We start from the raw sequence: 25,665 nt of genomic DNA, 5'->3' as shown, positions 1-25,665 counted from the left end.
GGGCCGCTTCCGCGCCCTTCGGTTCGCGGCCGCGGCTCCGGCCCGTCGTCCGGAGCGCCGCTCCGCGCTCCCGGCCGCCTGCGCCCGTCCGCGATCGGCTCTACCCCGCCGCCCGCCGCCCGCCTTCGGTCGCCGCGACGTGCTGGCGGAAGCGCGGCATCACCTCCTCGGCGAGCCGCCGCATCGTCTCCTGCTCCCACGCCGCGTTCGGCCCGGACCAGTCGAGGCCCGCCATCAGCAGGTGGCCGAACGGCCCGACCTGCTCGCGGAACGCCACCAGCCGGTCGAGCACGCCCTGCGGCGAGCCCCAGATCACGCAGTCGGCGATGATCTGCTCGAGCGTCACCGCCTCGTCCGGCGTCTCGGCGTCCGGCTTGAGCGTGGCGAGCTGGCCCGCGGGCCGCGCCAGGGTGCTGAGGTAGTGGAAGTAGTAGCGGTTCGCCCCCGCCTCGTCGAAGACGCGCGCGCGCGCCTCGGCCTCGGTCGCGGCGATGCAGAAGTTGCGCGCGACGCGCCAGTTCTCGCCGCTCGCCGCCTTGCCGTGCTCGGCCAGCGCGGCGCGCAGCGTGCGCCAGTGGCCGGCGACCACGCGGGTGGTGACGAAGTTCGCCGACACCACGCCCCAGCCGCGCTGCGCCGCCACCTTCACGCCGAAGCTGTCGAGGCTGCGCGCGGTGATGGCGATCGGCGGGTGCGGGCGCTGGAAGGGCACCGGCATGGTGCCGACGCCGAGCTCGGGCACGACCGAATCGACGATGCGCGCCGTCCAGTTCCGCCCGGCGATGTCGTAGGGCGGGCCGTCCTGCGCCCAGATGCGGAGGATGATGTCCATCGCCTCCAGCATCCGCTTCCCGCGCGCGATCGGCTCGGTGTTGCCGAACAGCTCGAAATCGGAGGCGAGGCCGCCCGGGCCGATGCCCATGATGAAGCGGCCGCGCGTCATGTGGTCGAACTGCGCCGCCTCGGCGGCGACGATCGCCGGGTGGTGGTTGGGCAGGTTGATGACGCCGGTGGCGAAGGTGAGGCGGCTGGTGCGCGGCGCCAGCGCCGCCATGAACATCAGGGGCGAGGGGATCGGCTCGGAGCTGGCCGAGAAGTGCTCGCCCACCCACAGCTCGTCGAAGCCGAGCCGGTCGGCGAGCAGGGACTTCTCCGTGTCCTCCGCCAGCGTCTCGTGCATCGGCCGCTCCGGCGGGTGCAGCGGCATCATGAACAGGCCGAGGCGCATGGTTCCTCCTCGCGTTCCCGGGACGGCATCCGGCGTCGCGCCGACGCTAGAGCAGATCGCGGGCGGCTGGAACCGCCCGGGAGCGCGGACCGGCTCCGCAGCGGCAGGCCGGAGCCGTCGCGGCGATCCCGCGACGGGGGATGGCCTCGGGGCGGGCGATGGCGCGCGGAGCGGCCGCCGCGGCGCGGGCGCGGCGGCCGGCGAAGGCGCGGCGCGGGCCGGTGTCAGGCCGCGCCGGAGAGCGGCTCCGCGATGCCGGCACGGCCCGCGGCCTGCGGCGCGCGGAACGCCTCGCCGCCGCCGGGCGCGCGGAGTGCCGGCGCGCCCGGGGCGCCGGCGGTCAGCCCGGCCGGGAAGTCGGGGTCGAACACCCGGGCGATGTCGCTACGGCTCAGGCCGATGTCGCGCAGTTCGCGGTCGCTGAGGCGGGAGAGCTCGTCGTAGGCGCGCTGGCGGGCGGGATACTCGGCGATCGCCCTGGCGAGGGCGGCGACGCCTTCGGCCAGGCGGGCCAGGCCCCGGCGCGCGCGGCCCGCCACGGCGGGGGAGGCGGCGCTGCGGGCCTCGTCCTTGGTAAGCGAGAGGTTCATCGGTAGCGTTCCTGTGCGCGGCGCGCCCCGGCGATCCCGGAGCCCGGCGGGGCCCATCCACGCCGGGACGGCGGGCGCGCTTCGCACCTGCAACATGGGGGTGGCCGAGCCGCCGATGATGCACCGCAACATCAACCTAGCCATGCCTTAAACGCATGATTGTGACGGAAACCATGTTAAAATCGTGTGACACTGCCGGGACCGCCCCATGACCCCCTCCGCCGCCACCCCCGCCGCCCGGCTCGCCGCCCTGCGCGCCGCCCTCGCCGCCGCCGGCGTGGACGGCTTCCTGGTGCCCCGCGCCGACGAGCATCTCGGCGAGTACGTGCCCCCTTCGGCCGAGCGCCTCGCCTGGCTCACCGGCTTCACCGGCAGCGCCGGGCTCGCGGTGGTGCTGGCCGACCGCGCCGCCCTCTTCACCGACGGCCGCTACACCTTGCAGGCGGCGCAGGAGACCGACCCGGCGCTGTGGGAGCGGCGCCACATCACCGAGCAGCCGCCGCAGGAGTGGCTGCAGCGGCACGCGGCGGGCCGGCGCATCGGCTACGACCCCTGGCTGCATCCCGAGCCGCAGCTCGCGCGCTTCGAGGCCGCGGGCGTGACCCTGGTGCCGCTCGAACCCAACCCGCTCGACACCGTCTGGACCGATCGGCCCGCGCCGCCGGCGAGCCCGGTGGTGCCGCATCCGCTGCACTACGCCGGCGTCCCCTCGAGCGAGAAGCGCGAGCAGGCGGCGGCGGCGCTGCGCGCGGCCGGCGAGGCCGCCTGCGTCCTCAGCGACCCGGCCTCGGTCGCCTGGCTGCTCAACATCCGCGGCGCCGACCTGCCCTACACGCCGCTGCCGCTCGCCTTCGCGCTGCTCGGCGACGACGGCGCGGTGGACCTGTTCCTCGATCCGGCGCGGGTCGGCGCCGAGACCCGCGCCTGGCTCGGCAACGACGTCGCGGTGCGGCCGCGCGCCGAGCTGCCGGCGGCGCTGGATGCGCTCTCCGGCCGGCGGGTGCGGGTGGACGTCGAGGCGACGCCGGCCTGGTTCCCGCGCCGCCTGCGTGCCGCCGGCGCCGAGGTGCGCGCCGGCGAGGACCCGTGCCGCCTGCCGCGCGCCTGCAAGAACGCCGTCGAGCAGGCCGGCGCGCGCGCCGCCCACCGGCGCGACGCGGTGGCGCTGGCGCGTTTCCTCGCCTGGTTCAGCGAGGCAGCGCCGCGGGGCGGCGAGAGCGAGATGTCGGCCGCTGCCCGGCTGCTCGCCTTCCGCGCCGAGGCGCCGGAGTTCCGCGGCGAGAGCTTCCCCGCCATCTCCGGCGCCGGCGAGCACGGCGCCATCGTCCACTACCGCGTCACGCCGGGGAGCAACCGGCCGATCCGCGCCGACGAGTGCTACCTGATCGACTCCGGCGCGCAATACCCGGACGGCACCACGGACGTCACGCGCACGCTCTGGACCGGCCCCGGCCTGCCGCCCGAGGCGCTGCGCGAGCGCGCGACGCGGGTGCTGAAGGGCCACATCGCCCTCGCCACGCTGCGCTTCCCGCAGGGGGTGGCCGGCCCGCATCTCGACGCCATCGCGCGGCGCGCCTTGTGGGACGCCGGGCTCGACTACGACCACGGCACCGGCCACGGCGTCGGCAGCTACCTCTCCGTGCACGAGGGGCCGGCGGCGTTCAGCCGCGCGGCGAAGCCGGTGCCGCTGCGCGCGGGGATGATCCTCTCCGACGAGCCGGGCTTCTACGCCCCCGGCGAGTACGGCATCCGGCTCGAGAACCTGCTCCTGGTGCGCGAGGCCGAGACCCCCGGCGCGGCGAAGCCCTTCCTCGAGTTCGAGACGCTGACCCTCGCCCCCTTCGACCGCCGGCTGATCGCGCCGCGCCTGCTCGCGGCCGAGGAACGCGCCTGGCTCGACGCCTACCACGCGCGCGTCGCCGAGGAGATCGCGCCGCTGCTCGATCCGGCGACGGCAGCCTGGCTGCGCGCCGCCTGCGCGCCGATCGGGGCGTGAGGGCGGGCGGGCGGCGAGGCGCGGGCGCGCCGCGCCCGGCGCGAAGGCACGCCGTCAACGCAGCTGGTGCTCGGCGACCAGGCCGACCCCCGCCATCTCCCGCCACTCCGCCTCGCTCAGCATCCGCACGCCGAGCTCGCGCGCCTTCGCCGCCTTGCTGCCGGGATCGGCGCCGACGACGACGTAATCGGTCTTCTTCGAGACGCTCTTCGTCACCTTGGCGCCGAGCCGTTCGGCGAGGTGCTCCGCCTCGTCGCGCGTCATCGTCTCCAGCGTGCCGGTGAAGACGATGGTCTTGCCGGCGAGCGGCGAGGCGCCGGCGCCCGGCGCCGTCACGTCCTCCGGCGTGACCTCGCGCACGAGGTCGTCCAGCGCCTTCAGGTTGCGCCGCTCGGAGAAGAACGCCACCAGCTCGCTCGCGATCGCGGGGCCGATGCCCTGGATGCTCTCCAGCTCCGCGCGCGCCTCCGAGCCCTCCCGCGTCGCCTCGATCATGCGCGCGCGCCAGTTGGCGAAGGAGTGGTAGTGGCGGGCGAGCAGCCGCGCGGTCGCCTCGCCGACGCGGCGGATGCCGAGGGCGAAGATGAAGCGGTCGAGGGGGACGCGCCGCCGCGCCTCGATGGCGGCGAGCAGGTTGGCGACCTTCTTCGCCTCCCCGCCCTTTTTCGTCTTCGCGCCCCAGCCCTCCCAGCTCCGCATCCGCTCGGCGTGGCGGGCGAGGCGGAAGAGGTCGGCCGGGCTCCGCACCAGGCCCTCGTCGTAGAGCTTCTGGATGGTCTCGGCGCCGAGGCCCTCGATGTCCATGGCGTTGCGGCTGCAGAAGTGGATCAGCCGCTCGACCGCCTGGGCGGGGCAGGTGAGGCCGCCGGTGCAGCGGCGCACCGCCTCGCCCTCCGGCCGCACCGCCTTGCTGCCGCAGGCGGGGCAGCGGTCGGGGAAGACGAAGGGCTTGGCGCCCTTCGGGCGCTTCTCGAGGACGACGCCCACGACCTGCGGGATCACGTCGCCGGCGCGCTGGACGATCACGGTATCGCCGATGCGGATGTCCTTGCGCGCGATCTCGTCCTCGTTGTGCAGGCTGGCGTGCTGCACGATCACGCCGCCGACGTTGACCGGCTCCATCACCGCGCGCGGCGTCAGCGCGCCGGTGCGGCCGACCTGGATCTCGATGTCGAGCAGTTTCGTCGTCGCCCGCTCGGCGGGGAACTTCCAGGCGATCGCCCAGCGCGGCGCCCGGCCGACGAAGCCGAGCCGCTCCTGCCAGTCGAGCCGGTCGAGCTTGTAGACGACGCCGTCGATGTCGAAGGGCAGCGAGGCGCGGCGGTCGGCCATCTCGGCCTGGAAGGCCGCCGCCTCCGCCTCGGTCTCGAGCAGGCGCGAGAGCGGGCTGACGGCGAAGCCCCATTCGCGCAGCCGCTGCAGGTATTCCCAGTGCGTGCGCGCCGGCTGCTCGCTCGCCGCGCCCATCGCGTAGGCGAACAGCCGGAGCGGGCGCTGCGCCGTGATCCGCGGGTCGAGCTGGCGCAGCGAGCCGGCGGCGGCGTTGCGCGGGTTGGCGAACACGCGGCCGCCCTCCTTCGCCTGGCGCTCGTTGAGGGCGAGGAAGTCGGCCTTGGTCATGAACACCTCGCCGCGCACCTCGATCCGCGCCGGCGGATGGCCCTTCAGGCGGCGCGGCAGGTCCTTGAGCGTCAGCAGGTTGCGGGTGACGTCCTCGCCCTCGATCCCGTCGCCGCGCGTGGCGCCGCGGACGAAGCGCCCCTCCTCGTAGAGCAGGTTCACCGCGACGCCGTCTATCTTCGGCTCGCCGACGAAGCGCAGCCGCTCCTCGGCCGGCAGGTTGAGGAAGCGCCGGATGCGCGCGCAGAAGTCGCGGAAGTCCTGCTCGCCGAAGGCGTTGTCGAGCGAGAGCATGGGCACGCCGTGGCGCACCTTGGCGAAGCCCTCGGCCGGGGCGGCGCCGACCCGGCGCGAGGGGCTGTCGGGCCGGATCAGGTGCGGGAAGCGCGCCTCGATCGCGCGGTTGCGGCGCACCAGCGCGTCGTATTCGGCGTCCGTGATCTCCGGCGCGTCGAGCACGTAGTAGGCGTGGTCGTGGTGCGCGATCTCGCGCGCCAGCGCGGCGAGCTCCTCGGCGGCCTCCTCCTCGGTCAGCGCCTCGACCGGGCGGGCGCGCAGGCCGGCGGCGCTCATCGCCGCGCCGCACCCTCGGCCGCCAGGCGCCGGAACCGGTCCTCGGCGCATGCGAAGGCGAGCACCGCCTCGCCGCGGCCGCCGAGGCGGCGGTAGAAGGCGTGCGCCGCCGCGTTGCCAGGCCGCGCGGTCCACCACAGGTGCGCCGCGCCGCGCGCGCGCCCCGCCGCCGCCGCCGCCGCCATCAGCGCGCGGCCGACGCCGCGGCGGCGGTGCGCCGGGGCGACGTAGAGGTCGCCGATGTAGAGGCCGCGCTCGGCGTGGTGCGTCTCGTAGGTCATGTGGGCGGTCGCATAGCCGATCAGGGTGCCTTCGGGCGTCTCGGCGACCAGCAGCAGGCCGGCGGGATGCTCGCCGAGAAAATCGCGCGCCACGGCCGCCGGGGTCAACCGGCTTGCGCCCTCGTTCGCCTCCTCCGCGTTCAGCGCCGCGGCGAGGGCGGCGACGGCGGCCTCGTCGCCGGCCCCTGCCGCGCGCACGCGGACGGCGCTCACGCCGGCCTCGAGAGCAGGCTGTCGGCGGCCGCGCGCGCCGCGTCGGTGACGCGCTCGCCGGCCAGCATGCGGGCGATCTCCTCGCGCCGCGCCGGCCCGTCGAGCGGCTGCACCAGCGTCGCCGCGCGTCCGCCGCGCACCGCCTTGGCGACCCGGAAATGCCTCTCGCCGCGCGCCGCGACCTGCGGCGAGTGCGTCACCACCAGCACCTGCAGCCGCTCTGCGACGCGCGCCAGGCGCTCCCCCACCGCGGCGGCGGTGGCGCCGCCGATACCGGAATCGACCTCGTCGAAGATCAGCGTCGGCACCGGCGACCCGCGGGCGAGCACCACCTTCAGCGCCAGCATCAGCCGCGACAGCTCGCCGCCTGAGGCGATCTTCGCCAGCAGTCCCGGCGCCTGGCCCGGATTGGTCGCGACCAGGAAGGCGACCCGGTCCATCCCCTCCGGCCCCCAGCCCGGCTCCTCGCGCGGCACCACCTCGACCGCGAGGCGCGCGCGGTCGAGCTTGAGCGGCGGCAGCTCCCGCGCGACCGCCTTCTCGAGCCGCAGCGCGGCGGTGCGCCGCGCCTCGGTGAGCGCGGCGCCGGCGGCGAGATAGGCGGCGCGAGCCTCCCGCGCCGCCGCCTCCAGCGCGGCGACGCGATCGGTGCCGGCGTCGAGCGCGGCGAGGCGTTCCGCGAGCGCGGCGCGCAGCGCCGGCAGCTCCGCCACCGCCACCGCGTGCTTGCGCGCGGCGGCGCGCAGGGCGAACAGGCGCTCCTCCACCCGCTCCAGGCGCCGCGGATCGGGGCCGTCCTCGGCGAGCAGACGCTCGAGCAGCGTCTCCGCCTCCGCCATCGCGTCCTGCGCCGCGGCGAGGGCGGCCAGCGCCGGCTGCGCCTCGTCGTTGGGCGCCGGCAGGCGTTCCAGCGCGCGCGCCGCCTCGCGCAGGGCGCGGGCGGGGGAGGGGGAACGGCGGTCGCGCGGCTGCAGCTCGGCGAGCGCGGCGGCGATCGCCTCGCGGCGGCGCTCCCCCTGCTGCAGGCGCTGGCGTTCCTTCGCCAGCTCCTCCTCCTCGCCCTCGGCCGGCGCGAGCTCGGCGAGCTCGGCGACGGCGTGGCGCAGCCACTCCTCGTCGCGCTGCGCCGCGGCGATCGCCGCGCGCGCCTCGGCCAGCCGGCGCTCCGCCTCGCGCCAGGCGCGCCACGCCTCCGCCACCGCGGCACGGCGCGGCTCGAGCCCGCCGAAGGCGTCGAGCAGCCCGGCATGGGTCGCGGGATCGGCGAGGCCGACCTGCTCGTGCTGCCCCTGCACCTCGACCAGCGTCGCGCCGATGCGCCGCAGCAGCGCCACCCCGACCGGCTCGTCGTTGACGAAGGCGCGGGAGCGGCCGTCGGCCTGCACCACGCGGCGCAGCACCAGCTCGTCCTCCGCCGGCAGCTCGATCCCCTGCTCGCGCAGGAGGTCGAAGACGGGGTGCCCCGCGGGCGGCTGGAACCCGGCGGCGACCACGGCCTGCGCCTGCCCGGCGCGCACCATGCCGGCCTCCGCCCGCGCCCCGAGCGCGAGGCCGAGGGCGTCGAGCAGGATGGACTTGCCGGCGCCGGTCTCGCCCGTCAGCACGGTGAGGCCTGGCCCGAAGGAGAGGTCGAGCCGCTCGATCAGCACCACGTCGCGGATCGCGAGCGAGGTGAGCATGCGCCGGCGGCGACGCCCCTAGAGGAGCCGGCCGAGGGTGTTGTCCCAGACCCGTCCGAGGAGGCCCGGCTGCTCGTCCTCCGAGCGCGGCGCGCCGGCGACCAGCAGGGCATAGCTGTCCTGGTACCACGGGCTGCCGGGATAGTTGTGCCCGAGCACCGCGGCGGTGCGCCGCGCCTCGTCGACCAGGCCGAGGGTGAGGTAGATCTCGGTCAGGCGGTGCAGCGCCTCCGGCACGTGGTTGGTGGTCTGGTAGTCGTCCACCACCTTGCGGAAGCGGCCGATCGCCGCCGCGTAGAGGCCCTGGCGCTGGTAGAAGCGGCCGACGTGCATCTCATGCCCGGCGAGATGGTCGCGCGCGAGATCCATCTTGAGCCGCGCGTCGCGGGCATAGGCCGTGTCCGGGAAGCGGTTCACCACCTCCTGCAGCGCCGCCATTGCCACCTCCGTCTGGCGCTGGTCGCGCTGGGCGTCGTTGATCTGCTCGTACTGGCAGAGCGCGCTCAGGTAGTAGGCGTAGGCGATGTCGCGGTGCGCCGGGTGGAGCTGGATGAAGCGGTCGAGCGCGCCGATCGCCTCGGTGTAGCGGTTCTGCATGTACTCGGCGTAGGCGGACATCAGCTTCGCGTTGGTCGCCCAGGTCGAGTAGGGGTGCTCGCGCTCGATCGCCTCGAAGATCTCGACCGCCTGGCGGAAGCGGCGCGCGCGCAGCTCCTGCATGCCGGCGGCGTAGAGCGCCTCCGGGGCGATGTCGGCGTAGCGCTGCCCGGCCTGGCCGGTCAGGCTGCGTTCCGAGCCGTCCCACTGGCGGGCGCAGCCGCCGGCGGCGAGGACGAGGCCGGCGAGCAGCAGGAGCGGCAGTCGCGCGGCGCGGCCCCGGCGGCGGCAGCCGGGGGCGTGGCCGCGGGGGGCGTGAGGGTGCTGGGCAGGATGGTTCATCGGATCGCGGCGTCTTCCGGCATGGCTCGGCGGTCGGTGGCGCCGTCCTATACCACGGCGTCCCGGCGGTGCGCCAAACGGGTCTTCCCGGCGCCGCGCGAGCGCCCCGCGCTGGCCCGCCTGCCGCCGTCAGGCGACGGCCGGGGCGGCGGCGGCCGGCAGCCGGGCGGTGCCGGCCGAGCCGCCATTCTCCGCCATCGCCGGCCCGGGGAGGGCCGCGCCGGCGAGGGCCGGCTCCCGCTCCGCGCCGCCGACCACCCGGAAGGCGCCGGCCTCGGCGAAAAGCGCGTGCAGCAGCCGATTGTTCAGCGCGTGGCCGGAGCGGTATCCGGCGAAGCGGCCGCGGATCGGCAGGCCGGCCAGCGCCAGATCGCCCACCAGGTCGAGCAGCTTGTGGCGCACGAACTCGTCCGGGCAGCGCAGCCCGCCCGGGTTCAGCACCAGCGGCCCGTCCACCACCACGGCATTCGCCAGCGACCCGCCCTGCGCCAGCCCGGCGGCGCGCAGCCGCGCCACGTCCTCGGCCAGGGTGAAGGTGCGCGCCGGCGCAAGGACGCTCCGCACCGCGCGCGGCGTGAGGCGCAGCGCAAGCGACTGCCGGCCGATCGCCGTGTTCGGGAAATCGATCTCCAGCGCGGCGTCGAAGGCGGGCTCGGGGCCGGGACGCAGCTCGGCCCAGCCGCCGGCGCCGTCCTCGACCCGCACCGGGCGCAGCACCTCGATCGCGCCCTGCGGCAGGGTGGTGGCGACGCTGCCGGCGCAATCGAGGAGGAAGACGAAGGGGGCGGCGGAGCCGTCGAGGATCGGCACCTCCGGCCCGTCGAGCTCGGCGACGGCGTCGTCGATGCCGCAGGCGACGAAGGCGGCCATCAGGTGCTCGACGGTGCCGACCCGGGCATCCGGCGCGCCGGGCGCGCGGAGTGCGGTGCAGAGACGGGTGTCCACCACGTGGTCGAAGCGCGCCGGGATCTCGATGCCGCCGAGATCGGCGCGGCGGAAGCGGATGCCGCTGCCCGCGGCAGCGGGATGCAGGGTGAGGCGGACGCGCCGGCCGGTGTGCAGGCCGGTGCCGACGCAGCCGATCGAGGACTTGAGCGTCCGGCGCCGCCGCGCCGTCTGTCCCGCCCCGGCCAGGAGATAGCCGTCCATCCGCACCTCTGTTCCGCGCACGAACCCGACGCCGGGCCGCACCCCGGCCCCGGCGCGATCCGGTCCGTCCCGTTCGCCGGATCCTCGGCGGCGTGCGCATTCGCGTGAATGCGCGGCGCCCCTGGGCAAGCTTGCACCGCCGGCCCAGGGGCGCCATTCAAGCCTTGTTTCGCTATATTACGCTACAACGCCTTGTAATTTCTGATTTTTGCGTCGCACAAATGGGGCAGCAATGGGGCGCGGCCGGAAGCCGGCGCCCGCCCCCTCAGTTGCTCTGGCGACGCAGGAAGGCGGGAATCTCCATGCCCATCTCGTCCTGGGCGGGAGAGGACGGCGCCGGGCGCGGCGCCCCGCCCTGCGGGGCCGGGGCGGCGCCGCGCAGATCCGGCTCGATCCGGGCGGCGCGTGGCCCGGGGGGCTGGGCCGCAGGCGTGACCGCCGCCGGTTCGGCGATGGTCCGCTTCATCAACCCGCTGGCGCCGCCGGTGACGCGGCGGAAGATGTCGCGCAGCGGGCTGCCGGTCCCGACGCCGCCCGGCACCGCCGGCGCGCCGCCTCCGGGCTGCGGCGCGGCCTGGCGCGACAGCGGCGCGCCTCCCGCCGCCCCGGCGACCGGCGCGGCGCCGGCCGGGCCGTCGGCGATCGCGGCCGCGCCGAGCATCACGGGCGGCTCCGCACCCGGAGCGGCCGCCAGCGGGTGGGTGAGCGGCGCCGCGGCGGGGGGGGCGCCGGGATCGCGCATGGCCGCCGGCTCGGCGGCGGCGCTCGCCGTGGCCGCCTGCGCGGCGCGGCGGATGAAGGGGAGGGTGCCGGGCCCGGCGGTGGCCGGGAACGCGCCGGCGAGAGGGGCCGCGGCGCCGGCCGCCGGCCCTCCCGGCCCCTGCGCCGCCCCCGCGGCGCCCGGCTGCGCCGGCACCGCCTTCTGCGGCTGCTCGGCCGTGGCCGCCGCCACCGCCGCGCCGCCGCCGATCGCGACCAGCCGCGGGCGCTCCGCCTCGCGCGCCTCGAGGGCGTCGATGCCGGTGGCGACGACGCTGACCCGGATGCGCCCGTTCATCGCCTCGTCGATCGAGGAGCCGAAGATGATGTTGGCCTCCTCGTCCACCTCCTTGCGGATGCGGTTGGCCGCCTCGTCCACCTCGAACAGCGTCATGTCGAGGCCGCCGGTGATGTTGATCAGCACGCCGCGCGCGCCGCGCATCGAGGTGTCCTCGAGCAGCGGGTTGCTGATCGCGGCCTCGGCGGCCTTCACGGCGCGGTCCTCGCCCTCGGCCTCGCCGGTGCCCATCATCGCCTTGCCCATCTCCGCCATCACCGTGCGGATGTCGGCGAAGTCGAGGTTCACCACGCCCGGGTTGACCATCAGGTCGGTCACGCCCCGCACGCCCATGTAGAGGACCGTGTCGGCCATCTTGAAGGCCTCGGCGAAGGTGGTGCGCTCGTTGGCGAGGCGGAAGAGGTTCTGGTTGGGGATCACGATCAGCGTGTCCACGTACTGCTGCAGCTCCTCGATCCCCTGCTCGGCGCAGCGCCGGCGCTTCGGCCCCTCGAAGTCGAACGGCTTGGTGACGACGCCGACGGTGAGGATGCCCCTCTCGCGCGCCATGCGCGCGATCACCGGCGCCGCGCCGGTGCCGGTGCCGCCGCCCATGCCGGCGGTGACGAAGACCATGTGCGCGCCCTCGAGGTGGCGCGCCAGCTCCTCGGTCGCCTCCTCCGCCGCGGCGCGGCCGATCTCGGGCTTGGCGCCGGCGCCGAGGCCCTGCGTCAGGTGCGGGCCGAGCTGCACGCGCCGCTCGGCGCGCGAGTGCTGCAGCGACTGCGCGTCGGTGTTGCAGACCAGGAACTCGACCCCGTCCAGGCCCATCGCGATCATGTTGTTGACCGCGTTGGTGCCGCCGCCGCCCACGCCGATCACGGTGATGCGCGGGCTGAAGTCGGTGTAGCGGGTCTGCGGCAGGGTGAGGGTGAGGGTCATGCGGCGTGGTCCTTCCTGACGGCGTCGGTCCCTGACGGCGGGAGGTAGGGGTTGCGGGAGGGGGCGGCGGGCGGCGCGGCGTCGCTCATGCTCAGACGCGCTCCCTGAGCCAGTGGACGAAGCGGCGGAACAGGCCCCGCGGGCGCGCGGGGCCGGGGGCGAGGTCGAGCACCGGGCGCCCCTCGCCGGCGCCCCAGGCGAGCAGGCCGATGGCGGTGGCGAAGCCCGGGGCGGTGGCGGCCTCCGGCAGGCCGCGCACCGGGCGCGGACGGCCGAGCCGCACCTGGCGGCCGAGGATCTCGGCGGCGAGTTCGCGCGCGCCGACGAGCTGCGCGGCGCCGCCCGTCAGCACCACGCGCTTGACCAGCTCGCGCCCGAGCCCAGCGGCGTCGAGCCGCTCGCGCACCAGCTCGAGCGTCTCCTCGAGCCGCGGCCGGATGATGCCGACCACCATCGCGCGCGGCACCCGGGCGATGTGGTGCTCGTCCTCGCCGAGCAGCGGCACGGGCAGGTATTCGCGCTCGTCCTCCGAGGTCGCATGCACGCTGCCGTGCAGCGTCTTCATCCGCTCGGCGTGCGCGACCGGGGTCGAAAGGATGCTGGCGAGGTCGTTGGTGACGTGCACGCCGCCGACCGGGATCTGCGCCGTGTGCACCAGGTGCCCCTCGGCGAAGACGGCGATCGAGGTGGTGCCGCCGCCCATGTCCACGACCGCGGTGCCGAGCTGGCGCTCGTCCTCGACCAGCGTGGCGAGGCCGGAGGCGAAGGGGGCGGAGACCAGCTCCTCGATCTCGAGGTCGCAGCGCAGCAGGCAGGCGCCGAGGTTGCGCAAGGACGCCTGCGCCGCGTCCACGAGGTGCAGCCGCGCGGCGAGCGTCTCGCACACCATGCCGCGCGGATCGTCCACGCCGGGTGTCGCGTCCACGATGAAGCCGAGCGTGACCGCGTGCACCGTCTCGCGCCCGTCCTCGGTGGCGCGGCGGCGCCCCTCGTGGAGGATGGCGCGCAGATCGGCCTCGGTGACGGCGCGGCCCGAGATCGGCCACTGGATGTGCAGGGTGCGGCTGTCCGGCTGGCCGCAGGAGAGGTTGACGATGGCGCCGCGGAGCTGCGTGTCCGCCATCTCCTCCGCCTGGCCCACGGCGGCGCGGATCGCCCGCTCCGCCTCGTCGAGGTCCACCACGTTGCCGCCCTTGACGCCGCGGCCGCGCTGCCAGCCGAAGCCGAGCACGCGCGGCTCGCCGTCCGATTCGACGCGCGCGATCAGGCAGACGACCTTGGTCGAGCCGATGTCGAGCACGCCGAAGGTGCCGCTGCGCGCGCCGCGCCGCCGGCGCCCGGCCGGCGGCGGCTCGACAGGGGCGGGCAGGCGGAGGACGTGGTTCATCCGCGCTGGCTCCGTCCCCCGCCGCGCGGGGCGCCGGCGGCGGGCTGCTCCGCCTGCGGGGTGGCCTGCTGGCGCACCACCAGCCGGTCGGGCAGCCGCAGGTCGATCGCGGCGAGAGGACGGTCGAGCAGCCCGTGCTGGCGGTGCAGCTCGCCGAGGCGCTCGATGGCCGCGGCCTCGTGCCCCTCGGGCAGCAGGATCTCGGTGCCGTTGTGCAGCTTCAGGTTCCAGCGCCGGTCGCCGACGCGGATCGCCGCCTGGATGCGCCGCGCGAGCTCGGGCTGCTCGCGCAGGCGGTCGAGCAGCGCCGCCGCCGCGCGCTCCGCCCCCGCGCCCACCACCAGCGGCAGCGCGCCGAACTGGTCGAGCTTCTCGGTCGCGACCACGTGGCCCGCGCGGTCGATCACCGCGAAGCGGCCGGAGTGCTGCCAGATGGCGAAGGGCTGGCGCTCCTCGAGCCGCACCACGATGGTGCCGGGGAGACGGCGCTCGACATGGGCGCGCTGCACCCAGGCGAGCGTCTCCAGCCGCTCCTTCGCCCCCTCGGGCGAGAAGCCGAGGATCGGGTCGCCGCGGCTGACGCCGAGCGCGGCGCGAATCATCTCGACCGGCGTGTGCTCGCGCCCGTCGAGGATCACGGCCTGCACGCGCCAGCCCGCGCGCTGGCCGAGCTCGGCGGCGCTCTCGACGAGCCGCGCGGCGCGCCCGGCGGGGTCGAGCGCGTAGAGGGTCAGCGCCGCCGCGCCCAGCGCGCCGAGCGCCAGCGTGCCGAGCGCGGCGGGACGCAGCAGGGCGCGGCGGCGGCGCAGCCAGAGGCGCAGCCGGCTCGGCCGGTCGGGCCTGCGCTGCCTGGCCGGGGCCGCTGCGCCGGCGCGCCGCGCGGGCGGCCGCGGCGGGGCGGTCAGCGCGTCGTCACGGGCCATGGCGCGCGTTCTCGACCATCCAGGCGCAGAGCGCCGGGAAGGGGATGCCGACATGCGCCGCCTGCTCGGGCACGAGCGAGGTGCGCGTCATGCCGGGCTGGGTGTTGACCTCGAGCAGGAACAGCTCGCCCGGCTCGCCCCGCGTGTCGTCGTAGCGCAGGTCGGCGCGCGAGACCCCGCGGCAGCCGAGCGCCTGGTGCGCGCGCAGCGCGATCTCCATCGCCCGCGCCGCGGCTTCCGGGTGCACCGGGGCGGGGATGGCGTGGCGGCTGCCGCCTTCGGCGTACTTCGCCTCGTAGTCGTAGAAGGCGTTGTCGGTGGCGATCTCGGTCACCGCGAGCGGCCGCTCGCCCATCACCGCGACGGTGAGCTCGCGCCCCGGAACGTAGCGCTCGGCGAGGATGCGCGGGCCGAAGCGCCAGCGGCGCGCGATCTCGGCGCGGCGGTTGTCGCCGGCGCGCAGGATCTCGATCCCGACCGAGGAGCCCTCGTTGAGCGGCTTCACCACGTAGGGCCGCGGCAGCGGATCCTCCGCCTCCAGCTCCTCGCGCGTGACGAGGCGCGCGGGCGGGACCGGCAGCCCGGCGGCGGCGAACACCGCCCGCGCCGCCGCCTTGTCCATCGCGAGCGCGGAGGCGCGCACGCCCGAATGCGTGTAGGGGATGCCGAGCCAGTCGAGCACGCCCTGGATGCAGCCGTCCTCGCCGAAGCGGCCGTGCAGGGCGTTGAACACCACGTCGGGGCGCGGCCGGGTCAGCGCCGCGATCACCGCGGCGAGGTCCTCGCCGACCTCGATCGGCGCGACCTCGTAGCCCGCCTCGCGCAGCGCGGCGATGCACTGCGCGCCGGAGGCGAGCGAGACCTCGCGCTCGGCCGAGATGCCGCCGTAGAGGACCGCGACGCGCTTCATGCCGGGGGCACCCCGATGCGGCGGATCTCCCACTCGAGGTCCACGCCGCAGGCGGCGCGGACGCGCGCGCGCACCTCCTCGCCGAGGCCCTCGAGGTCGGCGGCGCTGGCGCCACCGGTGTTGATCAGGAAGTTGCAGTGCTTCTCGGACACCTGCGCGCCGCCGCGCCGCAGGCCGCGGCAGCCGGCGGCCGCGATCAGCTCCCACGCGCGCGCCCCGCCAGGCGGGTTCTTGAAGGTGGAGCCGCCGGTGCGCGCGCGCACCGGCTGGGCGGCCTCGCGCGCGGCGCGGATCTCGGCCATGCGGGCGGCGATCGCGGCGGGCGCGTCGGGCGAGGCGCGCAGGCGGGCGCGCACCACCACGCCGCGCGGCGGCAGGCCGTCGGCGCGGCGGTAGGCGAGGCCGAGCTCGGCCGCGCTCAGGCGCCGCAGGCCGCCGGGCGTGGCGACCTCTGCCCAGTCCAGCACGTCCTTCACCTCGGCGCCGTAGGCGCCGGCGTTCATCGCCACCGCGCCGCCGATCGTGCCGGGGATGCCGCAGAGGAACTCGAGCCCGGCGAGGCCCGCCGCCGCCGCGTGCTCGGCGACCGTCGTATCGAGCGCCGCCGCCCCGGCCACCACCCCGTCGGCCTCGACCGCGACCGCCCCGAAGCCGCGCGGGGCGAGCCGCACCACCACGCCCGGCACGCCGCCGTCGCGCACGATCAGGTTCGAGGCGGCGCCGATCGCCGTGAGCGGTACCGCCTCCGGCAGGTCGCGCAGCAGCAGCAGGAGGTCGCCGAGGTCGGCGGGCCGCACCAGCCACTCCGCCGCTCCCCCGACGCGGAACCAGGTGCCCGGCGCGAGCGGCGCGCCGGCCTGCACCCGTCCGCGCAGCGGCGGCAGGGTGGCGGCGGCGGTCGCGGCGCGGGCCGGCACCGTCACTTCGTCCCCCCGGCCGCGGCGAGGCGGCGCAGGTTCGGCGTCCGCGCCTGCAGCGCGGCGAGCTGTTCCGGCAGGGCGTGCGCCCACTGGGTGATGTTGCCGGCGCCGAGGCAGACCACGTAGTCGCCGGGCCGGGCGATGGCGTGGACCATCTCGGCGAGGCTCTCCGGACCGGGCAGCGGCACCACGCTGCGGTGGCCGTGCGCGCGCAGCCCCTCGACCAGCGCGTCCTTGTCCACGCCCGGGATCGGCGCCTCTCCGGCCGGGTAGACGTCGGCCACGATCACCGTGCCGGCGTCGTTCATGCACTGGCAGAATTCCTCGAACAGCGACTGCAGCCGCGTGTAGCGGTGCGGCTGCACCACCGCGATCACGTCGCGCGCCCCGGCCTGCCGCGCCGCCTTCAGCACCGCGGCGATCTCCACCGGGTGGTGGCCGTAGTCGTCGATCACGGTGATGCCGCCCGCCTCGCCGACACGGGTGAAGCGCCGCTTCACGCCCTTGAAGCCGGCCAGCGCGGTGCGGATGGTCTGCTCGTCGATGTCCATCTCCACGCCCACCGTGATCGCGGCGAGCGCGTTCTGCACGTTGTGGCTGCCGAGCATCGGCAGGCGGAAGGGCTTGAGCGTGCGCGTCCGCCCGCTCGCGCGGTCGGTCACCGTCACCTCGAAGGTCGCGCCCATGCGGTCGGTCAGCACCTTCTCCGCGCGCACGTCGGCCTGGGGACTGAAGCCGTAGGTGACGATGCGCCGGTCCGAGAGGCGCGGGATCATCGCCTGCACCTCCGGGTGGTCCATGCACAGCACGGCGAAGCCGTAGAAGGGGATGTTGCCGACGAACTGGGCGTAGCCCTCCTTCATCGCCTCGGCCGTGCCCCAGTGGTCGAGGTGCTCGGGGTCCATGTTGGTCACCACCGCGACCACGGCGGGCAGCTTGAGGAAGGAGCCGTCGCTCTCGTCCGCCTCCACCACCATCCAGTCGCCGGCGCCGAGCCGGGTGTTGGTGCCGTAGGCGTTGACGATGCCGCCATTGATCACGGTCGGGTCGAGGCGCGCCGCCTCCAGCACCGCGGCGACCAGGCTCGTCGTCGTCGTCTTGCCGTGGGTGCCGCCGATGGCGATGGACCACTTGAGGCGCATCAGCTCGGCCAGCATCTCGGCGCGGCGCACCACCGGGATCAGGCGCGCGCGCGCCGCCGCCACCTCCGGGTTGTCGCGCCTGACCGCGCTCGAGACCACGACCACCTGCGCCGCGCCGAGATTGGCCGCGTCGTGGCCGATCGCGACCGGCACGCCGGCCTCGCGCAGCCGCGCCACGTTGTAGTTCTCGGCGATGTCGCTGCCCTGCACGCGGTAGCCGAGGTTGTGCAGCACCTCGGCGATGCCGGACATGCCGATGCCGCCGATGCCGACGAAGTGGATGGGGCCGATCGAGAGCGGCAGGGCGCGCATGTCAGGGCACCTCCCGCAGGGCGGGCGCCGGCCCGCGCTGCGCGACGAGGGAGAGGACGAGGCAGGCGAGCCGCCGCGCCGCCTGCGGCCGCGCCAGCGCGGCGGCGGCGGCGGCGGCGGCGGCGAGCGCGGCGGGATCGCCGAGCCAGGCGAGGAGGCGCTGCGCGAGCGCCGCCGGGGTGAAGCCCGGCTGCGGCATCACCACCGCCGCGCCGGCGCCGGCGAGGGCGCGGGCATTGGCGCTCTGGTGGTCGTCGATCGCGTGCGGCAGCGGCACCAGCACGGCGGGGCGCCCGGCGCAGGCGAGCTCGGCCACGGTGGAGGCGCCGGCGCGCGCGATCACCAGATGCGCGGTGGCGAGGCGCCCCGCGACGTCGGGGAAGAAGGGCGCGAGATCGGCGGGCACGCCGGCACGCGCGTAGGCCTCCCGCACCCGCGCGAGATCCTCCGGGCGGCACTGCTGCGCCACCAGGAGGCGCGCCCGCAGCGCCTCGGGCAGCGCCGCCACCGCCTCCGGCACCACGTCGGCGAAGATGCGCGCGCCCTGGCTGCCGCCCAGCACCAGCAGGCGCAGCGCCGCATCCTCCGCCGGCACCGGATAGGGCTGCCCGGCCAGGGCGGCGAGCGCCGGGCGCACCGGGTTGCCGACCACCGCCACCCGCTTCGCGGCCGCGGCGGGGACGGCGGCGGTCGCGGCGAAGGAGAGCGCCAGCACGTCCGCCCCGCGCGCCAGCACGCGGTTGGCGCGGCCGAGCACCGCGTTCTGCTCGTGCAGCACCGTCAGCGGCCGGCGCGCCGCCGGCAGCAGCCGCGCCGCGGCGAGCGGCGGGAAGGAGGCGTAGCCGCCGAAGCCCACCACCGCCGAGGCGTTGAGCAGGCCGAGCAGCCGCCGCGCCTGCACGACGCCGAGCGCGAGCGCCGCCGCGCCGGCCGCCGCGCCCCGCAGCCCCCGGCCCGCGATCCCCGCGCCCTTCAGCACCAGGCGTTCGGCGCCGGCGAAGGCGGGGCTCTCGTAGGCGGCGGAGCGCGCGTCGGTCATCAGCGCCACGCGCTCGCCGCGCGCCAGCAGCTCCGCCGCCAGGGCCTCGGCCGGGAACAGGTGGCCGCCCGTGCCGCCGGCGGCGATGACGATCGGGCGCACCGCGGGACCCCTCATGCGGCCTCCTCCGGCTGGCGGTGCAGCCGCCGGCGCGTCAGCGCGAGGAGGAAGCCCATGCCGAGCGCCACCGCGATCACCGAGGAGCCGCCGTAGGAGACGAAGGGCAGCGTCATCCCCTTGGTCGGGATCAGGTGCAGCGAGGAGGCCATGTTGACGAAGGCCTGCAGCCCGAACTGGGCGAGCAGCCCGGCCGCGGCCAGCACCACGAACAGGTCGTTCTCGGCGAGCAGCCGCAGCATCCCGCGCACCACGATGAAGGCGAACAGGGCGAGGATGATCATGCAGACCACCATGCCGAACTCCTCGCCGGCGACGGCGAAGACGAAGTCGGCATGCGCGTCGGGCAGCAGGTTCTTCACCCGCCCTTCGCCCGGGCCGCGCCCGAACAGGCCCCCGTAGCCGAAGGCCTCGAGCGCCACGGTGATCTGGTAGTTGTCGCCGGAGGCGGGGTCGAGGAAGCGGTGCACCCGGCTCTGCACGTGCGGGAACATCAGGTAGGCGCCGACCGCCCCGGCGACGCCCATCGCGCCGACGATGGCGACCAGGAACATGTTGAGCCCGGCGACGAAGAACTGGGTGAAGAACACCGCCGTGATCACCAGCAGCATGCCGATATCGGGCTGGCCCTTGAGGATGGCGGCGATCACGCCGAACAGGGCGATCGCGACCAGCGCGCCGGGGAAGCGCGAGCCCGGCGCCTTGCCCTCGGCGATCAGCCAGGCGGCGACGACCGCGAAGCAGGGCTTGAGGAACTCCGAGGGCTGCAGCGAGAGGCCGGGGATCGACAGCCAGCGCCGCGCGCCCTTGATCTCGACGCCGACGACGAGGGTGGCCGCCGTCAGCGCCAGCGCCGCGGCGCAGCCGACGAGCGCCGCCCGCCGCACCCCCTTCACCGACAGCAGCGAGGTCGCGACCATCACCGCCGCGGCGAGGGCGAGGAAGACCACCTGCTTGACGATGAACATGTGGCGCGAGGAGGCGCCGATGCGCTCCGCCACCGCCGGCGAGGCGGCGAGCAGCAGCACGTAGCCGAAGCCGATCAGCGCGAACAGCGCCGAGAGCGTCCAGCGGTCCACGGTCCACCACCAGCGGCCGAGGACCGAGGTGTCGGCGCGGGAGAAGGCGACCATCTCAGGCGGCCCTCCCCCGCGCGCCCCGCGGTGCGAGCGCCCGCACCAGCGCGCGGAAGCGCTCGCCGCGCGCCTCGAAGCCGCTGAACTGGTCGAAGGAGGCGGCGGCGGGCGAGAGCAGCACCACCGGCGCCGCGCCGGCGCGCGCGGCGGCGGCGGCGGCGGGCACCGCGGCCTCCAGCGTGCCGGCGACCTCGTGCGGCACGCCGTGCGCGGCGAGGGTGCGCGCGAATTCCGGCGCGTCGCGCCCGATCAGCAGCGCCTTCGCGACGCGCGGGAAGAGCGGCGCGAGGGCGGCGATGCCGCCCGCCTTCGCGGTGCCGCCGGCGATCCACACCACCCGCTCGTAGCTCGCGAGCGCCCGCGCCGCGGAATCGGCGTTGGTCGCCTTGCTGTCGTTGACGAACAGGACGCCCTCGATGTCGGCCACCCGCTCCTGGCGGTGCGGCAGGCCGGGGAAGCTCGCGAGGCCCGCCGCCGCGGCCTCGCGCGGCACGCCGAGCGCGAAGGCGGCGGCGCAGGCGGCGGCGGCGTTCTGCGCGTTGTGCGCGCCGGGCAGCGCCGGGGCCGCGCGCAGGTCGAGGATCGGGCCCTGCTCGTCGCGCAGCACCCGGTCGCCCTCGGCCCAGATCCCGCCGCGCTGCGCCGTGACGCCCGAGACCGGCACCAGGCGCGCCACGATCCCGGCGGCCATGGCGCGGCTCGGCGCGTCGTCGCAGCCTAGCACGGCCACGTCCTGCGGCGTCTGCCGCGCGAAGATGCAAGCCTTCGCAGCGGCATAGCCGGCCATGTCGCCATGGCGGTCGAGGTGATCGGGGCTGAGGTTCAGCATCACCCCCACGTTGAAGCGCACCGCGGCGATTCGCTCCAACATGTAGGACGACATTTCGAGGACGTATACGCCCCCGTCCCCCAACATGTTGAGGGAGAGCGCCGCCGGGCCGAGATTGCCTCCCGCCTCGGCAGCCACGCCGGCGCCGCGCAGCAGGTGGTGGATCAGGGCCGTCGTGGTGGACTTGCCGTTGGTGCCGGTGACGCCGACGAAGCGGGCGCCGGAGCCCGCGGCGCGCACCGCCGCGAACAGGAACTCGGCATCGCACAGCAGCGGCACGCCCGCCGCCGCGGCGCGCGCGGCGACCGGGTGCGGCGCCGGCAGCCGGTGCGGGATGCCGGGCGAAAGGAGCAGCGCATCGAAGCGGAACGGGCCGGAGGCGGCGAGGTCGCGGAGCGGCAGCCCGGCGGCCTCCGCGGCGGCGCGCGCCTCCTCCCGGTCGTCCCAGCAGGCGATCTCGGCGCCCCAGGCGGCGAGGCGCGCGGCCGCCGGCAGCCCGGCGCGGCCGAGGCCCATCACGGCGATGCGCCGCCCGGCGAAGGGGGTGAAGCTCCGCGCCGCGCCGCTCATCGGATCTTCAGCGTGCTGAGGCCGATCAGCGCCAGCACCATGGAGATGATCCAGAAGCGGATCACGATGGTCGGCTCCGGCCAGCCCTTCTTCTCGAAATGGTGGTGCAGCGGCGCCATCAGGAAGACGCGCCGCCCGGTGCGCTTGAACCAGAACACCTGGATCACGACCGAGAGCGTCTCGACCACGAACAGGCCGCCGACGATCGCCAGCACGATCTCGTGCTTGGTCGCCACCGCCACCGCGCCGAGCGCGCCGCCGAGCGAGAGCGAGCCGGTGTCGCCCATGAACACGGCGGCGGGCGGCGCGTTGAACCAGAGGAAGCCGAGCCCGGCGCCGAGCAGGGCGGAGAGGAACACCGCGAGCTCGCCCGACCCCGGCACGTAGTGGAGCTGGAGGTAGTTGGCGTAGTCCACCCGCCCGACCAGGTAGGCGATCAGCCCGAACACCCCGGCCGCGATCATCGCCGGCACGATGGCGAGGCCGTCGAGCCCGTCGGTCAGGTTCACCGCGTTGGACGCGCCCATCATCACCAGCATCGCGAACAGCGGGAAGGCGAGGCCGAGCGGGATCAGCACCTCCTTGAACACCGGCACGGCGAGCTTGTCGGCCAGCGCCGGCGGCATCAGCCAGTACATCCACACGGCGGCGGCCAGCCCGATCGCAGCCTGGGCGATCAGCTTGTGCCGCCCCGATACGCCCCTGGTGTTGCGCTTCGTCACCTTGAGGAAGTCGTCGGCGAAGCCGAGCAGGCCGTAGCCCACCGTCACCAGCAGCGTCGCCCAGATGTAGCCGTTGCGCAGGTCGGCCCAGAGCACCGTCGCGAGCACCATCGAGGCGAGGATCAGCACGCCGCCCATGGTCGGCGTGCCGCGCTTCTCGATCAGGTGGCGCTCCGGCCCGTCGGCGCGGATCGGCTGGCCGCCGCGCTGGCGCGCGCGCAGCCAGCGGATCACGCTCGGGCCGAGCACCAGCGAGAACACGAAGGCGGTCAGGCAGGCGGCGCCGGAGCGGAAGGTGATGTAGCGCACCAGGTTGAACAGCGCGAACTCGTCCGCGTAGGGGGCGAACAGGTTGAAGATCATGCCGGCCGCTCCCCGCGCGTCAGCGCCTCGACCACCACCTTCATGCGCGAGCCGAGCGAGCCCTTGACCAGCACCGCGTCGCCCGGGCGCAGCGCGTCGCGCACCACGGGCGCGAGGCGCTCGCTGTCGGGCTGATGGTCGCCGCGGCGCTCCGCCGGCAGCGCGTCGTAGAGGTGGCGCATCAGCGGGCCGCAGCAGAAGGCGAGGTCGGCGGCGGCGGCGACGTCCGGCGCCAGCTCCGCGTGCAGGGCCGGACCGTGCTCGCCGAGCTCGCGCATGTCGCCGAGCACGGCGAGGCGCCGCCGCGCCGGCTGCGCGGCCAGCACCGCGAGCCCGGCCCGGATCGAGGCGGTCGAGGCGTTGTAGCTGTCGTCGAGCAGCAGCGCCGTGCCGCCCGCCAGGTGCAGCGTCACCCGCATCCCCCGCCCGGCCACCGCGCCGAAGCCGGAAAGCGCCGCCGCCGCCAGCCCCGGATCCGCGCCGAGCGCCGCGCAGGCGGCGAGCGCGGCGAGCGCGTTCATCGCCAGGTGCCGCCCCGGCGCCGCCAGCGCGAGACGGAGCCGCCGCCCGTGCAGGTCCAGCTCCGCGCGCCCCGCCTCCGCCGTGCCGGCGTAGGACAGCAGCCGCGCCTCCGCCTCCGGCGACTCGCCGAAGGCCACGACGCGCGCGCCGCACCGCGCGGCCGCGGCGGCGAGGCGGCCGAACAGCGGGTTGTCGCGCGGCAGGATCGCGCTGCCGCCCGGCTCGAGCCCGGCGAGGATGTCGGCCTTTTCGTCGGCGATCGCCTCGAGCGAGCCGAGATGGCCGATGTGCGCCGGCGCCACCGCCGTGATCACCGCCGCGTGCGGGCGGGCGAGGCGCGCGAGCGGGGCGATCTCGCCGCGGTGGTTCATGCCGATCTCGACCACGGCGAAGGCCGCCTCCCGCGGCAGGCGGGCGAGGGTGAGAGGCACGCCCCAGTGGTTGTTGTGGCTCGCCTCCGCCGCGTGGGTCGCGCCGCAGGCCGAGAGCGCGTGGCGCAGCATCTCCTTCGTCGTCGTCTTGCCGACGCTGCCGGTCACCGCGACCACGCGTGCCGCGCTGCGCGCCCGCCCGGCGGCGCCGAGCGCGGCGAGACCGGCGAGCGTGTCCGCGACGCGCAGCAGCGGCGCGCCCGGCGCGACGCCCGGCGGATCGCGGTCCACCATCGCGCCGGCGGCGCCGCGGGCCAGCGCGTCGGCGACGAATTCGTGCCCGTCGCGCGCGCCGCGCAGGGCGACGAACAGCTCGCCGGGGCGGACCGTGCGGGAATCGAGGGAGACGCCGCGCGCGGCGATCTCGGCGGCGAGCGTCCCGCCCGTCGCCGCGCGCAGCTCGGCCGCGCTCCAGAGCGGCGCCGTCACGGCGCACCTCCCGCGAGGCGGCGCACCGTCTCCGCGTCGTCGAAGGGATGGGTGACGCCGGCGATGGTCTGCCCGCTCTCGTGCCCCTTGCCGGCCACCGCCAGCACGTCGCCCGGGCCGAGCGCCGCCAGCGCGCGCGCGATCGCCCCGGCGCGGTCGCCCGCATCCACGCCGCCGGGGCAGCCGGCGAGCACGGCGGCGCGGATCGCCGCCGGGTCCTCGCTGCGCGGGTTGTCGTCGGTCACCCAGCAGACGTCGGCGCGCCGCGCGCAGACCGCGCCCATCAGCGGCCGCTTGCCCGGATCGCGGTCGCCGCCGGCGCCGAACAGCACGTGCAGCCGCGCCCCCGGTGCGACATGCGGGCGCAGCGCCGCGAGCAGGCGCTCGAGCGCGTCCGGCGTGTGCGCGTAGTCCACATAGACCGCGGCGCCGTTCGGCAGCCGCGCCGCGAGTTCCATCCGCCCGCGCACGCCCCTGAGGCGCGGCAGCAGCGCCAGCGCGCGCGCCGCCTCCATCCCCGTGGCGATGGCGAGGCCGGCGGCCATCAGCGCGTTGTCGGCCTGGAAGCGGCCGGGCAGGGCGAGGCGGATCTCCTCCGCCGCGCCGCCCGGGCGCGCGACGACGATCGCCTGCCCGTCCGGCAGCGGCACCTGGCGCAGCAGGCGCAGGTCGCCGCCCTGCTCGCCCACCGAGAGCACCGGCAGGCCGCGCCGCCTGGCGACCGCCGCGACGGCCTCGCGCGTCGCGGCCTCCATGTCGGCGTTCAGCACCACCGGCGCGCCGGCCGGGAGCAGCGCCTCGAACAGCCGGAGCTTGGCGGCGCGGTAGGCCTCCATCGTGCCGTGGTAGTCGAGGTGGTCGCGCGTCAGGTTGGTGAACCCGGCCGCCGCCAGGCGCACGCCGTCGAGCCGCCGCTGCGCGATGCCGTGCGAGGAGGCCTCCATCGCCGCGCGCTCCACCCCGGCGGCCGCGAGCGCGGCGAGCGTCGCGTGCAGCGCCACCGGATCGGGCGTGGTGAGCGAGGGCCCCGCCTCGAACCCCTCCGCCACCAGCCCGAGCGTGCCGAGCGAGGCGGCGCGCGTGCCGTCGAGCGTCCAGAGCTGGCGCAGGAAGTCCACCGTGCTCGTCTTGCCGTTGGTGCCCGTCACGGCGACGACGCGGCGCGGCTGCGCGCCGCCGTGGAAGGCCGCCGCCATCAGGGCGAGGGCGCGGCGCGGGTCGGCGGCGGTGATCAGGGGGCGCTCCGGCACGCCCTCGGGCCAGACGGTGCCCTCGGGCGCCAGCACGGCGGCGGCGCCGCGCGCCACCGCCTCGGCGATGAAGGCGCGGCCGTCGGCGCGCGCGCCGGGCAGGGCGGCGAACAGCGCCCCCGGCGTCACCGCGCGGCTGTCGGCGGCGAGCGCGGTGATCGCGGTGCCGGCCGCCGCCGCGGCGCGGTCCGCCAGCGGCGCGATGTCGGAGAGGGCGCGCATGAGGTCACCGAGCCTCGGCAAGCGTCGCCTCCCGCGGCGGTCGTGCCGGCGCGCCGGGCGCCGCCGCGGGCGTGCGGCGCGGCGCCGGGGCCTCCGGCACGGTCTCGGCCGCTGCCGTCGCGGGCCGTCGCGGTGGCGCGGCGTTCGGGGGAGCGGAGGCCGGCGGCGCGCCGGCGCGCGGCGGACGCGCGGGAG

20 protein-coding genes are annotated in these 25,665 nt (G+C 76.3%); 1 reads left to right on the top strand and 19 read right to left on the bottom strand.

All coding sequences use genetic code 11. The features are described 5' to 3' along the window. Positions 1-100: 100 nt before the first annotated feature. Positions 101-1,228: an LLM class flavin-dependent oxidoreductase gene (locus K1J50_RS00100; protein WP_220115397.1), complete on the bottom strand. Its 1,128-nt coding sequence runs from the start codon at positions 1,226-1,228 to the stop codon at positions 101-103. 224 nt (positions 1,229-1,452) lie between these two features. After that, a complete protein-coding gene (locus tag K1J50_RS00095) occupies positions 1,453-1,818 on the bottom strand; it encodes a DUF1127 domain-containing protein (RefSeq protein WP_220115396.1) in 366 nt (121 codons plus the stop codon). Between the two features lie 208 nt (positions 1,819-2,026). On the opposite strand from K1J50_RS00095, the gene K1J50_RS00090 reads away from it, so the two are divergent. Then, positions 2,027-3,814: an aminopeptidase P family protein gene (locus K1J50_RS00090; RefSeq protein ID WP_220115395.1), complete on the top strand. Its 1,788-nt coding sequence runs from the start codon at positions 2,027-2,029 to the stop codon at positions 3,812-3,814. A 54-nt stretch (positions 3,815-3,868) separates the two neighbouring features. Here K1J50_RS00090 and ligA read toward each other — a convergent pair whose 3' ends face one another. From ligA to K1J50_RS00005, 17 genes are all read right to left on the bottom strand, one after another. After that, positions 3,869-6,007, bottom strand: a complete 2,139-nt coding sequence (ligA, locus tag K1J50_RS00085; RefSeq protein WP_220115394.1) for an NAD-dependent DNA ligase LigA — start codon at positions 6,005-6,007, stop codon at positions 3,869-3,871. Continuing rightward, entirely contained in the window at positions 6,004-6,501 is a 498-nt protein-coding gene (locus tag K1J50_RS00080) for a GNAT family N-acetyltransferase (protein WP_220115393.1), read from the bottom strand. Before K1J50_RS00080 ends, ligA begins: the two co-directional genes overlap by 4 nt. Beyond that, complete coding sequence (recN, locus tag K1J50_RS00075) at positions 6,498-8,180, bottom strand: DNA repair protein RecN (RefSeq protein WP_220115392.1); 1,683 nt, start codon at positions 8,178-8,180, stop codon at positions 6,498-6,500. The genes K1J50_RS00080 and recN overlap by 4 nt, the downstream gene beginning before the upstream one ends. A gap of 18 nt (positions 8,181-8,198) precedes the next feature. Further along, positions 8,199-9,119 carry an outer membrane protein assembly factor BamD gene (locus K1J50_RS00070; protein WP_220115391.1) on the bottom strand — a complete coding sequence of 307 codons (921 nt, stop codon included), beginning with the start codon at positions 9,117-9,119 and terminating at the stop codon, positions 8,199-8,201. Between the two features lie 129 nt (positions 9,120-9,248). Beyond that, a complete protein-coding gene (lpxC, locus tag K1J50_RS00065) occupies positions 9,249-10,268 on the bottom strand; it encodes a UDP-3-O-acyl-N-acetylglucosamine deacetylase (protein WP_220115390.1) in 1,020 nt (339 codons plus the stop codon). A 265-nt stretch (positions 10,269-10,533) separates the two neighbouring features. Then, entirely contained in the window at positions 10,534-12,246 is a 1,713-nt protein-coding gene (gene ftsZ / locus K1J50_RS00060; protein WP_220115389.1) for a cell division protein FtsZ, read from the bottom strand. Positions 12,247-12,337: 91 nt separating this feature from the next. Beyond that, positions 12,338-13,633 (bottom strand): cell division protein FtsA, encoded by a 1,296-nt coding sequence (gene ftsA, locus K1J50_RS00055; RefSeq protein WP_220115388.1) that lies wholly within the window; start codon positions 13,631-13,633, stop codon positions 12,338-12,340. After that, a complete protein-coding gene (locus K1J50_RS00050) occupies positions 13,630-14,556 on the bottom strand; it encodes a cell division protein FtsQ/DivIB (RefSeq protein ID WP_220115387.1) in 927 nt (308 codons plus the stop codon). The genes ftsA and K1J50_RS00050 overlap by 4 nt, the downstream gene beginning before the upstream one ends. Continuing rightward, positions 14,546-15,466: a D-alanine--D-alanine ligase gene (locus K1J50_RS00045; RefSeq protein WP_220115386.1), complete on the bottom strand. Its 921-nt coding sequence runs from the start codon at positions 15,464-15,466 to the stop codon at positions 14,546-14,548. The genes K1J50_RS00050 and K1J50_RS00045 overlap by 11 nt, the downstream gene beginning before the upstream one ends. After that, positions 15,463-16,383, bottom strand: a complete 921-nt coding sequence (gene murB, locus K1J50_RS00040; protein ID WP_408869352.1) for a UDP-N-acetylmuramate dehydrogenase — start codon at positions 16,381-16,383, stop codon at positions 15,463-15,465. The genes K1J50_RS00045 and murB overlap by 4 nt, the downstream gene beginning before the upstream one ends. 2 nt (positions 16,384-16,385) lie before the next feature. Beyond that, a complete protein-coding gene (gene murC / locus K1J50_RS00035) occupies positions 16,386-17,840 on the bottom strand; it encodes a UDP-N-acetylmuramate--L-alanine ligase (RefSeq protein ID WP_220115385.1) in 1,455 nt (484 codons plus the stop codon). 1 nt (position 17,841) lies between these two features. Then, positions 17,842-18,996, bottom strand: coding sequence for a glycosyltransferase (locus K1J50_RS00030; protein WP_220115384.1), 1,155 nt, complete (start codon positions 18,994-18,996; stop codon positions 17,842-17,844). Further along, entirely contained in the window at positions 18,993-20,129 is a 1,137-nt protein-coding gene (locus K1J50_RS00025) for an FtsW/RodA/SpoVE family cell cycle protein (protein ID WP_220115383.1), read from the bottom strand. Before K1J50_RS00025 ends, K1J50_RS00030 begins: the two co-directional genes overlap by 4 nt. A gap of 1 nt (position 20,130) precedes the next feature. Continuing rightward, the gene (gene murD, locus K1J50_RS00020) at positions 20,131-21,531 is read right to left on the bottom strand and encodes a UDP-N-acetylmuramoyl-L-alanine--D-glutamate ligase (protein WP_220115382.1); all 1,401 of its coding nucleotides are present in this window, start codon (positions 21,529-21,531) and stop codon (positions 20,131-20,133) included. Next, complete coding sequence (gene mraY, locus K1J50_RS00015; protein WP_220115381.1) at positions 21,528-22,616, bottom strand: phospho-N-acetylmuramoyl-pentapeptide-transferase; 1,089 nt, start codon at positions 22,614-22,616, stop codon at positions 21,528-21,530. Before mraY ends, murD begins: the two co-directional genes overlap by 4 nt. Then, positions 22,613-23,998, bottom strand: a complete 1,386-nt coding sequence (locus K1J50_RS00010; RefSeq protein ID WP_220115380.1) for a UDP-N-acetylmuramoyl-tripeptide--D-alanyl-D-alanine ligase — start codon at positions 23,996-23,998, stop codon at positions 22,613-22,615. Before K1J50_RS00010 ends, mraY begins: the two co-directional genes overlap by 4 nt. Continuing rightward, positions 23,995-25,470 (bottom strand): UDP-N-acetylmuramoyl-L-alanyl-D-glutamate--2,6-diaminopimelate ligase, encoded by a 1,476-nt coding sequence (locus tag K1J50_RS00005; RefSeq protein WP_220115549.1) that lies wholly within the window; start codon positions 25,468-25,470, stop codon positions 23,995-23,997. Before K1J50_RS00005 ends, K1J50_RS00010 begins: the two co-directional genes overlap by 4 nt. Positions 25,471-25,665: the final 195 nt, after the last annotated feature.

This window comes from Caldovatus aquaticus (assembly GCF_019458025.1).
GTDB lineage: Bacteria > Pseudomonadota > Alphaproteobacteria > Acetobacterales > Acetobacteraceae > Caldovatus > Caldovatus aquaticus.
This window is presented reverse-complemented; position numbering and strand designations above follow the sequence as displayed.

Coding starts and splice junctions, on each gene's coding strand:
- K1J50_RS00100 (WP_220115397.1), bottom strand. CDS start 1,228: ATGCGCCTCGGCCTGTTCATGATGCCGCTGCACCCGCCGGAGCGGCCG.
- K1J50_RS00095 (WP_220115396.1), bottom strand. CDS start 1,818: ATGAACCTCTCGCTTACCAAGGACGAGGCCCGCAGCGCCGCCTCCCCC.
- K1J50_RS00090 (WP_220115395.1), top strand. CDS start 2,027: ATGACCCCCTCCGCCGCCACCCCCGCCGCCCGGCTCGCCGCCCTGCGC.
- ligA (WP_220115394.1), bottom strand. CDS start 6,007: ATGAGCGCCGCCGGCCTGCGCGCCCGCCCGGTCGAGGCGCTGACCGAG.
- recN (WP_220115392.1), bottom strand. CDS start 8,180: ATGCTCACCTCGCTCGCGATCCGCGACGTGGTGCTGATCGAGCGGCTC.
- K1J50_RS00070 (WP_220115391.1), bottom strand. CDS start 9,119: ATGAACCATCCTGCCCAGCACCCTCACGCCCCCCGCGGCCACGCCCCC.
- lpxC (WP_220115390.1), bottom strand. CDS start 10,268: ATGGACGGCTATCTCCTGGCCGGGGCGGGACAGACGGCGCGGCGGCGC.
- ftsZ (WP_220115389.1), bottom strand. CDS start 12,246: ATGACCCTCACCCTCACCCTGCCGCAGACCCGCTACACCGACTTCAGC.
- ftsA (WP_220115388.1), bottom strand. CDS start 13,633: ATGAACCACGTCCTCCGCCTGCCCGCCCCTGTCGAGCCGCCGCCGGCC.
- K1J50_RS00050 (WP_220115387.1), bottom strand. CDS start 14,556: ATGGCCCGTGACGACGCGCTGACCGCCCCGCCGCGGCCGCCCGCGCGG.
- K1J50_RS00045 (WP_220115386.1), bottom strand. CDS start 15,466: ATGAAGCGCGTCGCGGTCCTCTACGGCGGCATCTCGGCCGAGCGCGAG.
- murC (WP_220115385.1), bottom strand. CDS start 17,840: ATGCGCGCCCTGCCGCTCTCGATCGGCCCCATCCACTTCGTCGGCATC.
- K1J50_RS00030 (WP_220115384.1), bottom strand. CDS start 18,996: ATGAGGGGTCCCGCGGTGCGCCCGATCGTCATCGCCGCCGGCGGCACG.
- K1J50_RS00025 (WP_220115383.1), bottom strand. CDS start 20,129: ATGGTCGCCTTCTCCCGCGCCGACACCTCGGTCCTCGGCCGCTGGTGG.
- murD (WP_220115382.1), bottom strand. CDS start 21,531: ATGAGCGGCGCGGCGCGGAGCTTCACCCCCTTCGCCGGGCGGCGCATC.
- mraY (WP_220115381.1), bottom strand. CDS start 22,616: ATGATCTTCAACCTGTTCGCCCCCTACGCGGACGAGTTCGCGCTGTTC.
- K1J50_RS00005 (WP_220115549.1), bottom strand. CDS start 25,470: ATGCGCGCCCTCTCCGACATCGCGCCGCTGGCGGACCGCGCCGCGGCG.